Source organism: Yoonia sp. JB2-21 (assembly GCF_055693545.1).
This window is the reverse complement of record NZ_JBVFUC010000001.1, coordinates 199,125-212,693: the sequence shown is the minus strand read 5'-3', so window position 1 is coordinate 212,693 and position 13,569 is coordinate 199,125. Positions and strand designations below refer to the sequence as shown.

Sequence of the window (13,569 nt, the reverse complement as noted above, 5' to 3'; positions counted from 1 at the left end):
GGCCTTTATTGGATGGGCTCAATTTGGGGCACCAGGGATGCGATTTCATTGAGCCGGTCAATGACTTGTTCGCGGCTGCCGAATCCATAGAGCGCCCATCCCAAACTGTCCATACGAAGCGCTGTTGCTTCATCGGCGTTGCCTTGCAGGTCAAGCGCTTCGGCCTTGAACATCATCAGAAGCGACATGAGGGCGGCATTTTCATGAATGCGCGCGGTTTCAATGGCAGGGCTTGTGATTGCAATCGTCGCTTCCGCATTGCGAGAGATCAGCGTGAAGGCGGCCAATTGAACGGCAATATGGGCGGAATGGATATTGGTGATAGGTCGCTGCCTGTAAGCGCGTCCGGCCGCATTGAAGGCTCCTAACGCAAGCGACGCATCATTGCCGATTTGCAGGCGGCCATAGGCGTAGTTGGCAAACCCTTCACGGGTGCCGGTCCAGCCTTTGGACTGTCCTATTGCGATTGCGCGTGCTGCTGCCTCTCGGCGACGCCTTTCAGAGACGCCATCGCCTAAGGCGACAGTCATCGCGGTGATCCATTCGCGCGATGTGTTTGACGGGATTTCGCCACCGCTTCGCTGGCCGCGCGGGTTCAGCCGGGCCAGAATACGGGGCAGGCGTTCTGTGACCTGTTCCCGGGTCATCCCGCTTTGAAGTTGCGGCGCATAATAGGCCCGCAGAACAAGCATATCAAAGCCGGTCAGGACGGCATGAATATTGTCGTCATTGAAGACGGAGTCCGGCAAACGGTAGAGGTCATTGAGCGGTCCAAGCGCCTGCGCCAGTTCTTCATGCAGGCAGTCCCGGATTTCCTGCGGAGTGACGTCTGATGGGATGAAGATACCGGCCTTTTCACGTTGACGCAGTGTCGCCCAGTCAAGGACGTCGGTGCCGCGTGCCGCGCGGAGTGCCGCCCAGCTTTGGATGCGGGGCACGACGAAGCAAGCAGCGTTTGGCGCAACCCGTTGCAGGGTCCGGCTTGGAACCGCTTCAATCACGATATTTGCATCTTCGTCGTTAGTGAATTGGATGTCGATGCGTGCCTCTGCCCGCAGTCGCTTGAGAAGATCGGCCAGATCATCCAGCGTTGTCTGGCTCATTGGGCCAGCAACCCGCACTGTAATCGGCCCTTCAAATCGCGTCAGAACAGGAAGGGCGCGCCCACTTTCCATCCGAAACGCCAAGTCAACGAAATCGAGCGCAATTTCTGAGTTTGGCCGCATAGCGCGTCCGGGGCTATCCGCCGCAAACCGGCGCACCTCGGGGAAGTCGAGGCGGATAGGGTCCGGTCCGGCAGGCGGCTGGGCGCAGGCCGCAAGAAAGGCCAAAGCGAGGACGGCAAATTGCTTCATGCGGGTCTCTGATATTTGATAAAATTGGTCAGTTTGCCGACACGGTCATAGAGCTGACGCCCGGTGTGATTGTCATCTTGGGTCATCCAGTAAACCGAAGGTGCGCCTTGCACGTCGGCGGCCGCATAGACCGCTTCAATCAATTTCCGCCCGACACCTGTGCCGCGTACGGATGGGTCAGCATAAAGATCCTGAAGGTAGCAGACGCTTTCGATGCGCCAGCAATGGCGATGAAAGACATAGTGAACCAACCCGACAACAGCGCCATCAACCTGCGCCACCAAACCGTGAAAATCCTGCGGGTCATTCCCCAACAGCCGGGCAAAGGTGCTTTCATAAACAGCTTCCGGGACGCTGGTGTCGTAAAATGCCAGATAGGCGGTCCAAAGCCTGTGCCAGTCTTTTTTGTCGTCGGCCTGCAAAGGGCGGATTATTGCGCTGGGTTGAGGGTTCATTCTTACATGCTCGTCTTTGGTGTTGAGCAGACAATAGCTGTGTTTCCGGGCAGGACCAGTCAATTAGCTGTGGGTAAGTTACAAGCAGGCCATAATTGTCACAAAGAGTGGAGCAATGAGGAAATTTATTGAACCTGTTGCCCTCTTTGCTTCCATCTTGGCTGGACCTGCGACCGCGCAGCCGTTCAGCAAAGCATGGCGGAATGTGCAGGGCTCTGTGCCTTTGGTCGTGATTATGTTGAAAGCGATGAAGTGGTCTATCTGCTGGAGTTTGGTCAAGCCAAATGGATCAATGCGGCCGTTATGCAGGCACAAAGCGAAGGGATGAGTGCCCCCGCAGTCTATGTCGAGGCCGCAATGACCGCAAAATACGATGAATGGCGCGACCGTGGTGTGATGGCTGTCTTCTCCGAGGAGTTTGGCGATTGGTTGGACTACTGCCGCGCCTTTGGTGCCGCGCAAGGAATTGATTTAAGTCCGGGCTAACGCTGACCACGTGCCATAAATGCCAGTCGTTCAAATAGATGTACGTCCTGTTCATTCTTCAGCAGTGCGCCATGTAGCTTTGGCAGCGCATTTGCACCGTCGCGTTTAAGGTCGTCTGCGTTTAGATCTTCGGCCAGAAGCAATTTCAGCCAATCCAGTACCTCAGACGTTGACGGCTTCTTCTTGAGCCCGGCTGTCTCTCGCAACTCGTAGAACTGTGTCAAAGCAGCCGTCAGCAATTGATCCTTGATACCCGGATGATGCACCTCAACAATCTGGCGCATCGTGTCGATGTCTGGAAAGCGGATATAGTGGAAAAAGCAACGGCGCAGGAACGCGTCCGGTAGTTCCTTTTCGTTGTTGGAAGTGATGATCACGATAGGGCGGTGGATCGCCTTGACTGTTTCTCCGGTCTCGTAAACGTGGAACTCCATCCGGTCGAGTTCTTGCAGCAGATCGTTTGGGAATTCGATATCTGCCTTGTCAATTTCATCAATCAGCAACACGACTTTGCCGTCGGCACCAAAAGCCTGCCAAAGTTTGCCCTTTTTGATATAGTTGGCGACGTCATGCACGCGCGCATCGCCCAATTGGCTATCGCGCAAACGGCTGACGGCGTCATACTCATACAGACCTTGCTGCGCCTTGGTTGTGGATTTGATATGCCATTCAATCATGGGCAGATCTAGTGATGCACTGACTTGGCGTGCCAGTTCTGTCTTGCCAGTTCCGGGTTCGCCCTTGACAAGAAGAGGGCGCTCCAAGGTGACGGCGGCATTCACAGCCATCGTGAGATCGTCAGTTGCGACATAAGTGTCGGTACCGGTGAATTGCATGATCACAAACCCTTCGATTTTCAAGCGCAACCTAGCAGGTCATTCGGGATCATCAACACCCCGCGGGGCTGACAAAAAGGGGGGTGACAGCGGGGAACCAAGGGAGTAAACCGGCGCGAAATCGGGTGAGGGCAACCGCGTGTTTCTTGAGCGGACGCCAGAGTGAAAGGGATTGACGATGAAGGCCGAAGTGTTTCTTGCAGACGACTATCGCCCAGCAGACGACGAACCGTTTATGAACGAAAAGCAGACCGAGTATTTCCGCCGCAAGTTGCTGACATGGAAAGCCGATCTGATGGAAGATAGCCGCGACACTGTTGCAGGCATGAAAGATCAAACCCGCAATATCCCTGACGTTGCGGATCGCGCCTCGGAAGAAACGGACCGGTCCCTGGAATTGCGCACACGTGACCGGCAGCGCAAGCTGGTCAACAAGATCGACGCGGCATTGCGCCGTATTGAAGAAGGCGAGTACGGCTACTGCGAAAAAACTGGCGAACCGATTTCGCTGAAACGTCTGGATGCCCGTCCGATCGCCACCATGAGCCTTGAGGCACAAGAACGTCACGAACGCCGCGAAAAGGTCCACCGGGACGATTGATATGACCCACAACCAAGGCCGCAGCATCGCTGTAATCGGCGGCGGCATTGGGGGGTTAACTGCGGCGCTGGCCTTTGCACGGGCCGGCGCAGACGTCACAGTCTACGAACAGTCGCCGGCATTGACTGAAGTTGGTGCTGGCTTGCAAATCACACCTAATGGTGCTCGGGCGCTGAACGCGCTGGGCCTTGATCGCGCGCTGAATGCGAGCGGTACGACCGCACAGGCTGTTATCCCGATGGACGCCCTGACCAGCCGGGACATCACCCGTTTTGATCTGATTGCACGAACACCACCATACCGCTTTTACCACCGGGCTGCATTGATCGATGTTCTGGCACGGGCCTGCGAAGCTGCGGGGGTGACGGTAAAACTGGGTTGCCGTATCGCGTCCTTGCGTCCGGACGGCAGCTTTTTGATTGAGGGTGACCATGTGACCTCGGATCTGACGATTGGGGCTGATGGCCTGCGCTCGGTCGTCCGCAGTATGATCAATAGACCGACGACGCCTTTCTTTACAGGGCAGGTTGCCTGGCGCGCGATGATCAAGACGGACAAGAGTGATCCTGTCGCGCGGATATGGATGGCGCCGGGCCGCCATATGGTGACCTATCCGTTACCCGGCGGACGACTAAATATCGTGGCAGTGCAAGCGCGTAGCCAATGGGCGGAAGAAGGCTGGAACCACGCTGATGATCCCGGCAATCTTCGCATGGCTTTCGCTGACTGTGGGTGGGAGGTCAAAGGCATCCTGGGCGCGGTCGAGAAAACCAGCTTATGGGGTCTTTTTCGGCATCCCGTGGCAGAGAAATGGCGGATGGGGTCGATTGCGATCTTGGGTGATGCAGCGCATCCAACGCTCCCGTTCTTGGCGCAGGGGGCGAACCTGGCCATTGAAGACGCCTATACATTGGCGCGGTGCTGCAATGAGACCGCGTCGCTGGATGCGGGCCTTAAGGCGTATCAAGAGAAGCGTCGCGCGCGGGTTGTCAGGGCGATTGAGGCAGCTAACGCGAACGCCAAAAATTACCATTTGGATGGCCTGTCACGACGCATTGCACATGCTGGACTGCGGACGATGGGCAAAGTGGCACCGACTGCATTCATAAACCGACTTGGCTGGCTATACGACTACGATGTGACAGCCTGAGTTACCAGTTGCGGCTGGCCTTGTGGGTGACGCGTTCGAGCACCGTATGGCTGCGCCAATCGACACGGTAAATGTCGTCTTCGATGCGCATATAGACCCAGCCATCACTGACCGTCGGTAGCCCATAGTACCTCGCATTCATGAGCATGGAATACTGACCACGCTCCAGAACATCGCCAACCTCAACCGGGCCGGGCGGGGGTGTCAGCGGTTGCGGTATTGATACGCAAGAGCTGCCAGCCACTGCTATACGACACTGCGCTTGACCCGGCGTTGGAAGGCTGATCGCAATCGCTGCGACATAGATGAACGGCTTAATCACTGTATTCCCCCTGAACCCGCACCAATTTAACGCATCTGATACCTAGGCTGCAAGGTCGACCCAGACGGGAACGTGATCAGAGGGTTTTTCGCGCCCGCGCACTTCGCTTTCGATCCAGCAGTTTTGCAGCAAGTCGGCGCATTGCGGGGTCAGCAAGAAGTGATCAATGCGAATGCCATCATTCTTGTCCCAAGCGCCCGCCTGATAATCCCAGAAAGAATAGTGGCCTGCACCTGCTTGGCGGGATCGAAAAGCCTCCGTGAAGCCAAGATTGAGGATGCGGCGATAGGCATCGCGACTTTCTTGGCGAAACAACGCATCATCGCGCCACGCATCGGCGCGCGCGGCATCTTCGGCTTGTGGAATAATGTTGTAGTCACCGCACATTAGAGCAATTTCTTCACGTTGCAAAAGCTGCAGCGCGCGGTCGTGCAGACGCGCCATCCAGCGCAGTTTGTAGTCGTATTTCGGACCCGGCGCGGGGTTGCCGTTGGGCAGGTATAGCCCGCAAATGCGTACAGCTTTTTCACCGACGACCGTGGCTTCGATATAGCGCGCCTCTTCGTCATCGACGCCATCGCGACCGGCACCCTGTGCGCCTGGCAGGCCACGCGTGACGTCCTCCAACGGTAGTTTGGACAGGATTGCGACGCCGTTGAACCCCTTTTGACCATGGGTTTCGACGTTATAGCCTTTGTCTTCAAACACGTCGCGGGGAAAACCTTCGTCGATCGACTTGATCTCTTGCAACACGGCGACATCGGGTTGCGCCTCGTCAATCCAATCGGTCAGCGCGCCGATGCGGGCTTTGACACCGTTGATGTTGAATGTCGCGATTTTCATGGTGGGGCCCCCATTGGTTCGGGATTGTTTTGGCGAAGGGTGCAAGGAAAGGCAACTGTCGCGTTATCAGAGGTGAGGGAATCCGTTAGATACGTCTGCTTTGCCGACAAAGCTGTCGTTCGTTTTAGTCGTGTCAGATACCACATAGAACAACCGCCCGGCCGCGACCGGGCATCGCCCGACCTCCCCCCGGAGGGCGATTTTGCAGCGTTTCAACATACTTGAAGGTCGAGGTCATTGAAATGCGTTGCCAAGCCGTGATGTTGGTGCCCTCCAGGTCGGGCGATACCCGAACGGGGCCTGCGTTACACTTTTGGCTCAAATCGGTCGCTCAGTCGCAACAAACGTATCGCAGCAAGATTGCCGCCTACATCGAAAACGATGTCCCACACCCGCAAGATGACGTTGCATTGGGGTTGTTAATGACGAAACGTGCACCGATCAGCTCTTCGCTGAAGTCGATTACCGCATCTGCAAGAAACGGCAGCGAAACGCTATCGATCACGACGGTTTCGCCTTGTTCTGACAGGACAAGGTCATCTTCTTTGGGGTCATCAAGGTCGATTTCATATTGAAAACCTGAACAGCCGCCGCCCTCGACCGCGACGCGCAGGGCTTTGCCTTGGGCCGATGCGCCGATTTCGGCCAGACGTTCGAACGCGCGCGGGGTAACTTTGGGTGGGACGGTGAACATCGCTTCAAGCCTATCAGTTCGGTTTCAGGTGTAATATAGGGAAGGCAGGCAAACGCGACAAGACAGGCAAACACAATGGCAGCGCCATACGCGATCGACCCCGCAAATCCGCGCGGGCGGCTGTACCCGGAAGAAGAAAGCGTTTTTCGCTCGCCTTTTCAACGCGACCGGGATCGGATTATTCATGCCAGCGCTTTCCGGCGTTTAAAGCATAAGACACAGGTCTTTATCGAACATGAGGGCGACTATTTCCGCACCCGTCTGACGCACTCTATCGAAGTGGCGCAAGTTGCGCGCACTGTGGCCGCGGCCCTGAACCTGAATGTTGAGCTGACCGAGGCGGTAGCTCTTGCCCATGATCTGGGTCACACCCCTTTCGGGCATACCGGAGAAGAGGCACTTGACGCCTTGATGCAGCCCTACGGCGGCTTTGATCACAACGCCCAAGCGCTTCATATTGTTACTAATTTAGAGCGACACTATGCCGAATGGGACGGGCTGAACCTGACGTGGGAAAGCCTTGAAGGCATTGCCAAGCATAATGGTCCCGTGACGGGGGACATTCCTTGGGCTCTTGCAGCATATAACGCGCGCCATGATCTCGAATTGCACACGCACGCGAGCGCAGAAGCACAGGCCGCCGCACTTGCCGATGACATTGCCTATAATAATCACGATTTACATGACGGACTTCGTGCTGAGTTGTTCAGTACCGATGAGCTTGCCGCCTTGCCAATTTTGCAGGATTGCTTTGCCCGTGTGGATGCCAAGTATCCTGGGTTGAATTACTATCGCCGTCGCCATGAGGCATTGCGCCGTTTCTTTGGCATATTGGTGGAGGATGTGATCAACGTCAGCCGTGCAAATCTGGCTGAGGTCGCCCCCCGAAACGTGCAGGATGTGCGCAACGCGGGCCGCATGCTGGTACAGTTTTCCCCCGCTTTGTGGACGGACCTGAAGGTCATTCGCAAGTTCTTGTTTCAGCGGATGTACCGTGCCCCCGCCGTCGTGGAGATGCGTGTTGTCGTTACACAGATGATCAACGATTTGTTCCCGTTCTTCATGCAAAACAGTGATGAATTGCCAAAGCAATGGCGCAAGGATGTAGCCGATGCGCCGGATGAAACAGCGCTTGCGCGCATCGTTGCTGACTATATCGCAGGCATGACCGATCGGTTTGCTATTCAGGAACACAAACGCCTCATTGGTGGCGAACAGATACCGGCGGGTGTGATAGATGGCAGTTGAAACCGCAGCAGGGGCATTGGCGCCCGCGATGGCAATCGCATTGGTTGGCGCATTAGGGGTCGGGTCGCAATGGCTTGCCTGGCGATTGCGGATGCCCGCCATTGTCTTGATGCTGGTTGCTGGCGTGCTGATCGGCCCCGTGTTGGGTGTATTCGATCCCGCCCGAGATATTGGTCCGCTGATGATCCCGATCATTTCAATCGCGGTTGCAATTATTTTGTTTGAGGGCGGTCTGACGCTGAATTTTCATTCGTTGCAGGATGCGGCGGCCGGGGTAAAACGGTTGGTTTTTGTGGGTGCGCCGCTGGGCTGGCTCACATCAGCTTTGGCACTGCGATACGGGGCCGGACTGAGTTGGGAGAGTGCGGCCGTTTTTGGCGGCATCATGATTGTTACTGGCCCAACTGTCATTGCCCCGCTGCTGCGCACGGCAAGATTGGCGAAACGCCCGGCTGCACTGCTGCAATGGGAGGCCATCGTTAACGACCCCATCGGCGCACTTGCTGCCGTGCTTGCCTTTTCGGTTGTCCTGGTCCTGAACACAGCCACGACCTTTGGTGCGGCGATGGTTGAGCTAGTCATTGGGATTGTGGTCGCCACCATTTTGGGCGGTGTTGCGGGTTGGGGGCTTGCGCGCAGCTTCAAACGCGGCTGGGTGCCTGAGTATATGAAAGTACCAGTACTGTTCGCACTGCTTGTCGCTGTCTTCGCGGTGTCGGACATGGTGCTGCATGAAAGCGGGCTGCTGGCGGTGACGATCATGGGTATCGTAATCGCGAACGCGAACCTGCCCAGCTATGAGGAACTTCGCCGTTTCAAGGAACATGCGACGGTTTTGCTGGTCTCGGGCGTGTTCATCTTGCTGGCCGCAGGGTTGGATGTAGACGCGCTTTGGGCGCTTGATTGGCGCGCGCTGTTATTTGTGGGTGTGGTGGTTTTCGTGGCGAGGCCGCTGACGGTCCTGATTTCCCTTGCCGGATCTGGTGTGCCGTGGCGCGAACAGATTTTGGTAGCCTTCACAGGTCCGCGCGGCGTGGTTTTGGTGGCTGTGGCGGGGCTCTTTGGTGACCGGCTGTTGAACCTTGGGTTCGACGATGCGGCCCTTATCGCGCCACTGGCCTTTGTCTTGGTGGCCTTCACCGTTGTACTGCACGGATTTACGCTATCGCCGTTTGCCCGTTGGCTGGGACTGACGGGGGCCGATACCCCGGGTGTTGTGATCATTGGTGGATCGCGATGGACAACAGCCTTTGCTGAAGCTTTGAAAAAGGCTGATATCCCTGTGTTGATGACCGACCCGAATTTTGGCCATCTTCGGGCGGCACGTGCTGCCGGGATCGATACGTTCTCAGGCGATATCCTGTCCGAAGCGGCCGAACAGCGGGTGGAGTTGGTCAGCTATGCCACGATTGTGGCCGCAACAGACAATGACGCGTACAATACGCTGGTTGCGACCGATCTGGCACCGGAGTTTGGCCGTGAAAATGTATTTCAGGTGATGCGCGAGAAAAGTGACAGCGCGCGTCATCAATTGCCCCGCACGCTGGGAGGGCGATGGTTCGGGCCTGAAGAAACCCATGCCGGATTGGAACGCCTGATCACAGATGGCTGGTCTTTTCGCGTGACGCGCCTGACTGACGCGTTCACTTTCGATGACTGGCGCAGCGAACGACCCGAGGCGCATGTGGTTGCGCGCATTGCGCCCAATGGCATCATCAAGTTGATCCGCAAGGATGAAGACGTCAACGCTGGCCCTGATGTACGTTTGATCGCGTTGCGTCCGCCCGATGATGTTGCGGACGAACAACCGCCCGCGGGTTAGGTTTTTCGCAAAACTCTGTTGCTCTGCCCCAGCAGGGTGATAAACCGCCTGAATATTTAGATTTGGACAGACCCATGAACCTCTTTGCTGATATTCGCGCCCGGGTACTTTCTTGCCTCGACCAGTTGGTTTCCGAAGGCCTGTTGCCCGATGGTCTTGCGACCGCTGCGGTTTCGGTCGAACCTCCGCGCGATGCGACCCACGGTGATATGGCGACCAATGCCGCGATGGTTCTGGCGAAACCCGCCAAAATGAACCCAAGGGTCATCGCAGAGGCACTTGCTGCCAAACTGTCAGAGGACCCGCAGATCGCGACAGTAGACGTCGCGGGGCCGGGGTTCCTCAACATGAGGTTGGTCCCTGCGGTCTGGCAGCAAGTTGTGAAGGCCGCGCTGTCCGATCCTGCTTATGGCCAGTCCACCTTGGGGCAAGGCCGGAAGATGATGGTCGAATATGTCTCGGCAAACCCAACGGGGCCGTTACACGTAGGTCACACGCGGGGGGCTGTGTTCGGCGATGCGCTGGCGCGGCTTCTGGATTACGCGGGCTTTGACGTCACCAAAGAATATTACATCAACGATGGCGGCGCGCAGGTCGATGTGCTCGCGCGGTCTGTCTACCTGCGGTACTTGGAGGCGCACGGGCAGGAGGTCGCTTTCCCGGATGGTACCTATCCGGGCGATTATCTAAAGCCTGTCGGTGAAGCGTTGAAAGCCAAGGTTGGTGACGCCTTTGTCGACAAGGGCGAACAGTTCTGGCTCGAAGAAATCCGCGAATTTGCGACCGAAGCCATGATGGACCTGATCCGCGCTGATCTGGCGCAGCTGGGCGTCGTAATGGATAACTTCTATTCCGAAAAATCCCTCTATGGTACCGGTTTGATCGAAAAAGCCATTGATGAACTGGACCAAAAGGGCCTGATCTATCGCGGGACGCTTGAGCCACCGAAAGGCAAGATGCCCGAAGACTGGGAACCGCGCGAGCAGACATTGTTCCGGTCGACTGCGCATGGCGATGATGTTGATCGGCCGGTGCAGAAATCGGATGGGTCTTGGACGTATTTCGCACCTGATATTGCGTACCACTATGACAAGGTGCAGCGCGGCTTTGACCAGTTGATCGACGTGTTTGGTGCCGATCATGGTGGCTACGTAAAGCGGATGAAGGCGGCTGTTTCGGCGCTGTCTGATGGCAAGGTGCCGCTGGATGTGAAACTGACGCAACTGGTCAAGCTCTACAAGGACGGCGAGCCTTTCAAGATGTCAAAGCGGGCAGGGACCTTTGTGACCCTGCGCGATGTGGTTGATCAGGTTGGACCCAATGTGACCCGGTTCCACATGCTGACACGCAAGAACGACGCGCCGCTGGACTTTGACTTCGACAAGGTGCTGGAGCAATCCAAAGACAACCCTGTCTTTTACGTCAACTATGCCTATGCGCGTGTAAATTCTGCCGTCGGTAAAGCGGCAGCATTTACGGATGTCGCTGATGGGACATTGGCGGGTGTGGACCTTTCTAACCTGACCCATGACGCAGAACTAACCGTGATCAAGAAACTCGCCGAATGGCCGCGGTTGGTCGAGATTGCCGCGCGCGGCCATGAACCGCACCGGGTTGCGTTTTACCTCTACGACCTCGCGTCGGACTTCCATGCGCTCTACCATCAAGGGAACGCGGATGAAGCCCTACGGTTTGTGCAAGAGGGTGACTCAGATACCACACAGGCGAAAATTGCCCTCATTCGTGCCGTAGCGATTGTTATTTTGCACGGTTTTGGTATTCTTGGGGTCACTCCGGCGGAAGAGATGCGCTAACGCACAAGACAGCCGGACCGAGCGAGAATGATCCCGAAAAGGGACATGCAAGAGGCGAGTATGGCAGTATATGAAGAGGGGTTCGCCCCGACGGCAGGCGCGCCGCGTCTAACAAATATGGTGAATTTCGCAGGGGCTGCGTTGTCGCTGGCCCTGATCCTGGGCGTTGGCTTTTGGGGTTATAAACTTATTGTGCGTGATGTCAGTGGCATCCCCGTGGTTCGCGCGATGGAAGGTGATATGCGCGTGCTGCCCGACAACCCCGGTGGTACGGTTGCAGACCATACTGGTCTGTCTGTCAACGAAGTTGCAGCCGTTGGCGAAGCGGGTGGTCCTGAGGACCGGCTTGTTCTGGCGCCGCGTAACGGCGGGTTGGCGCAGGAAGATCTTGTCGCACAGCCAACCGCCGAAGATGAAATAACGGTTGAAGCAGTTGCTCCTGCTGCGCCCTTTCAACAGGATGACGTCAGCGCACTTGCGGCGCAACTGGCAGGGCTGAGCGCTGAGACCGTGGTGGAAGAGGATGCCGCTGAGGTTGAAGATGTGGCCGTTGTCGAGGTCATTGCGGCCAACGTACCCGGTGTTGCGACATCCCTGCGTCCGGTGATCCGCCCAGCGAATTTCCGCATTCCTGCCGCCGCTACCGAAACACCAGCAGCATCAAATGAAGTCGCCGTGACCACAACAACGTTCGCGGCAGGAACAAATCTTGTGCAACTGGGTGCCTTTCAGACACCCGCATTGGCCGCACAGGAATGGGAGCGGCTGCAAAGCCGCTTTGGACAACTGATGGGTGAACGCGCGCGGGTTATTCAGGTGAGTAATCAAAGTAGCGCGACATGGTACCGTCTTCGTGCCAGTGGTTTTGCAGACCGGGCAGAAGCCCGTCGCCTCTGTGCGGCGCTGCAGGCCGAAGGGGCCGAGTGTATCGCTGTTGTGGTCAACTAAATGCCTATGACAGCTGCGATCTTCGGACCAGAAGGTCCGGAGGTCACGGAGTGGGAGCGTGGTTTTTTCCGAGAGGCTGAACCGCTTGGCTTTATTGTTTTTGCGCGCAACATCGAGACGCCTGATCAGTTGCGCCGACTGACGCATGGCTTGCGGGAAAGCGTGCAGCGCGATGCGCCGATCTTGATTGATCAAGAAGGGGGGCGTGTGCAGCGAATGCGGGCGCCGCATTGGCGCGAGTATTTGCCAGCTTTGGACCAGATGGACCGCGCAAGCGACCCGTTGCGCGCGCATTGGGTGCGCAATCGTCTGATTGCCGCCGAGCTACATGCCGTGGGAATTGACGCAAACTGCGCGCCGCTTGCGGATATAGCCGAAGATGCGACGCACCCTTTTTTGCAAAACCGCCTGTACGGACGCGATGTGGCGACAGTGGTCGCTGCGGCACGCGCTTGTGCCGAAGCGCACCTAGACGGTGGGGTGCTGCCAGTCTTGAAACATATTCCCGGGCATGGGCGGGCCAGCACCGACAGCCATTTGCGATTGCCACGGGTTGACGCACCGCGCGCTGAACTTGATGCGAAGGATTTTGCGCCCTTCAAGGCGCTGAACGACATTGCGATGGGGATGTCGGCGCATATCGTCTTCTCTGATATTGATCCTGACGCACCTGCCACAACATCGCCTAAAATGATGGAAGTGATCCGAAAAGACATCGGTTTCGATGGTCTTTTGATGACCGATGATTTGTCGATGGAGGCCTTGTCAGGGACGATAGCAGAGCGGTCGGAAGCATCCATCAAGGCCGGTTGCGACATTATCCTACATTGCAATGGTGAAGTCGTAGAGATGCAAGATGTGGCCAAAGCGGCAGGTGCCATGACGACACAGGCTGTAGCCCGCGCAAATCGCGCTTTGGCGATGCGAAAAACCCCTGCAAATATTGACATCTCCGACCTAGAAGCGGAACTTACAGCGCTAATAGGCTGAGGGCA

General features: G+C 56.8%; 14 protein-coding genes. 8 read left to right on the top strand and 6 right to left on the bottom strand.

What is annotated here, in order from left to right; genetic code table 11:
• Nucleotides 1-5 precede the first annotated feature (5 nt).
• Nucleotides 6-1,355, bottom strand: coding sequence for a DUF2927 domain-containing protein (locus tag ACZ1G5_RS01035; RefSeq protein ID WP_472731090.1), 1,350 nt, complete (start codon nucleotides 1,353-1,355; stop codon nucleotides 6-8).
• The gene (locus tag ACZ1G5_RS01030) at nucleotides 1,352-1,810 is read right to left on the bottom strand and encodes a GNAT family N-acetyltransferase (protein WP_472731089.1); all 459 of its coding nucleotides are present in this window, start codon (nucleotides 1,808-1,810) and stop codon (nucleotides 1,352-1,354) included. The genes ACZ1G5_RS01035 and ACZ1G5_RS01030 overlap by 4 nt, the downstream gene beginning before the upstream one ends.
• Before the next feature lie 195 nt (nucleotides 1,811-2,005).
• Between ACZ1G5_RS01030 and ACZ1G5_RS01025 the strand changes: the two genes are divergently transcribed.
• Complete coding sequence (locus tag ACZ1G5_RS01025; protein WP_472731088.1) at nucleotides 2,006-2,296, top strand: hypothetical protein; 291 nt, start codon at nucleotides 2,006-2,008, stop codon at nucleotides 2,294-2,296.
• Here ACZ1G5_RS01025 and ACZ1G5_RS01020 read toward each other — a convergent pair.
• Nucleotides 2,293-3,132 (bottom strand): AAA family ATPase, encoded by an 840-nt coding sequence (locus tag ACZ1G5_RS01020; protein WP_472731087.1) that lies wholly within the window; start codon nucleotides 3,130-3,132, stop codon nucleotides 2,293-2,295. The genes ACZ1G5_RS01025 and ACZ1G5_RS01020 overlap by 4 nt on opposite strands.
• Before the next feature lie 178 nt (nucleotides 3,133-3,310).
• Between ACZ1G5_RS01020 and dksA the strand changes: the two genes are divergently transcribed.
• Together dksA and ACZ1G5_RS01010 are read left to right on the top strand one after the other, a co-directional pair.
• Entirely contained in the window at nucleotides 3,311-3,733 is a 423-nt protein-coding gene (gene dksA, locus ACZ1G5_RS01015) for an RNA polymerase-binding protein DksA (protein WP_472731086.1), read from the top strand.
• 1 nt (nucleotide 3,734) lies between these two features.
• Nucleotides 3,735-4,883, top strand: coding sequence for an FAD-dependent monooxygenase (locus tag ACZ1G5_RS01010; RefSeq protein WP_472731085.1), 1,149 nt, complete (start codon nucleotides 3,735-3,737; stop codon nucleotides 4,881-4,883).
• A gap of 1 nt (nucleotide 4,884) precedes the next feature.
• On the opposite strand, the gene ACZ1G5_RS01005 is transcribed toward ACZ1G5_RS01010, so the two are convergent.
• From ACZ1G5_RS01005 to ACZ1G5_RS00995, 3 genes are all read right to left on the bottom strand, one after another.
• Entirely contained in the window at nucleotides 4,885-5,205 is a 321-nt protein-coding gene (locus tag ACZ1G5_RS01005; protein WP_472731084.1) for a hypothetical protein, read from the bottom strand.
• Nucleotides 5,206-5,247: 42 nt separating this feature from the next.
• On the bottom strand, nucleotides 5,248-6,048 hold the full coding sequence (gene xth / locus ACZ1G5_RS01000) for an exodeoxyribonuclease III (protein WP_472731083.1): 801 nt from the start codon (nucleotides 6,046-6,048) through the stop codon (nucleotides 5,248-5,250).
• Between the two features lie 367 nt (nucleotides 6,049-6,415).
• Nucleotides 6,416-6,742, bottom strand: coding sequence for a HesB/IscA family protein (locus ACZ1G5_RS00995; RefSeq protein WP_472731082.1), 327 nt, complete (start codon nucleotides 6,740-6,742; stop codon nucleotides 6,416-6,418).
• A gap of 75 nt (nucleotides 6,743-6,817) precedes the next feature.
• Between ACZ1G5_RS00995 and ACZ1G5_RS00990 the strand changes: the two genes are divergently transcribed.
• The 5 genes from ACZ1G5_RS00990 (at nucleotide 6,818) to ACZ1G5_RS00970 (ending at nucleotide 13,564) form a co-directional block, all read left to right on the top strand.
• Complete coding sequence (locus tag ACZ1G5_RS00990) at nucleotides 6,818-7,990, top strand: deoxyguanosinetriphosphate triphosphohydrolase (protein ID WP_472731081.1); 1,173 nt, start codon at nucleotides 6,818-6,820, stop codon at nucleotides 7,988-7,990.
• Nucleotides 7,980-9,812, top strand: coding sequence for a cation:proton antiporter (locus tag ACZ1G5_RS00985; protein ID WP_472731080.1), 1,833 nt, complete (start codon nucleotides 7,980-7,982; stop codon nucleotides 9,810-9,812). Before ACZ1G5_RS00990 ends, ACZ1G5_RS00985 begins: the two co-directional genes overlap by 11 nt.
• Before the next feature lie 74 nt (nucleotides 9,813-9,886).
• Nucleotides 9,887-11,626 carry an arginine--tRNA ligase gene (gene argS / locus ACZ1G5_RS00980; RefSeq protein ID WP_472731079.1) on the top strand — a complete coding sequence of 580 codons (1,740 nt, stop codon included), beginning with the start codon at nucleotides 9,887-9,889 and terminating at the stop codon, nucleotides 11,624-11,626.
• A 60-nt stretch (nucleotides 11,627-11,686) separates the two neighbouring features.
• On the top strand, nucleotides 11,687-12,574 hold the full coding sequence (locus ACZ1G5_RS00975; RefSeq protein WP_472731078.1) for an SPOR domain-containing protein: 888 nt from the start codon (nucleotides 11,687-11,689) through the stop codon (nucleotides 12,572-12,574).
• A complete protein-coding gene (locus ACZ1G5_RS00970) occupies nucleotides 12,575-13,564 on the top strand; it encodes a glycoside hydrolase family 3 N-terminal domain-containing protein (RefSeq protein ID WP_472731077.1) in 990 nt (329 codons plus the stop codon).
• Nucleotides 13,565-13,569: the final 5 nt, after the last annotated feature.

What these genes read in the sequence shown, in the direction of transcription:
- ACZ1G5_RS00985 (WP_472731080.1), top strand. Translation starts at nt 7,980, where the DNA reads ATGGCAGTTGAAACCGCAGCAGGGGCATTGGCGCCCGCGATGGCAATC.
- ACZ1G5_RS01030 (WP_472731089.1), bottom strand. Translation starts at nt 1,810, where the DNA reads ATGAACCCTCAACCCAGCGCAATAATCCGCCCTTTGCAGGCCGACGAC.
- xth (WP_472731083.1), bottom strand. Translation starts at nt 6,048, where the DNA reads ATGAAAATCGCGACATTCAACATCAACGGTGTCAAAGCCCGCATCGGC.
- dksA (WP_472731086.1), top strand. Translation starts at nt 3,311, where the DNA reads ATGAAGGCCGAAGTGTTTCTTGCAGACGACTATCGCCCAGCAGACGAC.
- ACZ1G5_RS01035 (WP_472731090.1), bottom strand. Translation starts at nt 1,355, where the DNA reads ATGAAGCAATTTGCCGTCCTCGCTTTGGCCTTTCTTGCGGCCTGCGCC.
- ACZ1G5_RS01020 (WP_472731087.1), bottom strand. Translation starts at nt 3,132, where the DNA reads ATGCAATTCACCGGTACCGACACTTATGTCGCAACTGACGATCTCACG.
- ACZ1G5_RS00990 (WP_472731081.1), top strand. Translation starts at nt 6,818, where the DNA reads ATGGCAGCGCCATACGCGATCGACCCCGCAAATCCGCGCGGGCGGCTG.
- ACZ1G5_RS00970 (WP_472731077.1), top strand. Translation starts at nt 12,575, where the DNA reads ATGCCTATGACAGCTGCGATCTTCGGACCAGAAGGTCCGGAGGTCACG.
- ACZ1G5_RS00995 (WP_472731082.1), bottom strand. Translation starts at nt 6,742, where the DNA reads ATGTTCACCGTCCCACCCAAAGTTACCCCGCGCGCGTTCGAACGTCTG.
- ACZ1G5_RS01010 (WP_472731085.1), top strand. Translation starts at nt 3,735, where the DNA reads ATGACCCACAACCAAGGCCGCAGCATCGCTGTAATCGGCGGCGGCATT.
- ACZ1G5_RS00975 (WP_472731078.1), top strand. Translation starts at nt 11,687, where the DNA reads ATGGCAGTATATGAAGAGGGGTTCGCCCCGACGGCAGGCGCGCCGCGT.
- argS (WP_472731079.1), top strand. Translation starts at nt 9,887, where the DNA reads ATGAACCTCTTTGCTGATATTCGCGCCCGGGTACTTTCTTGCCTCGAC.
- ACZ1G5_RS01025 (WP_472731088.1), top strand. Translation starts at nt 2,006, where the DNA reads ATGGCGGAATGTGCAGGGCTCTGTGCCTTTGGTCGTGATTATGTTGAA.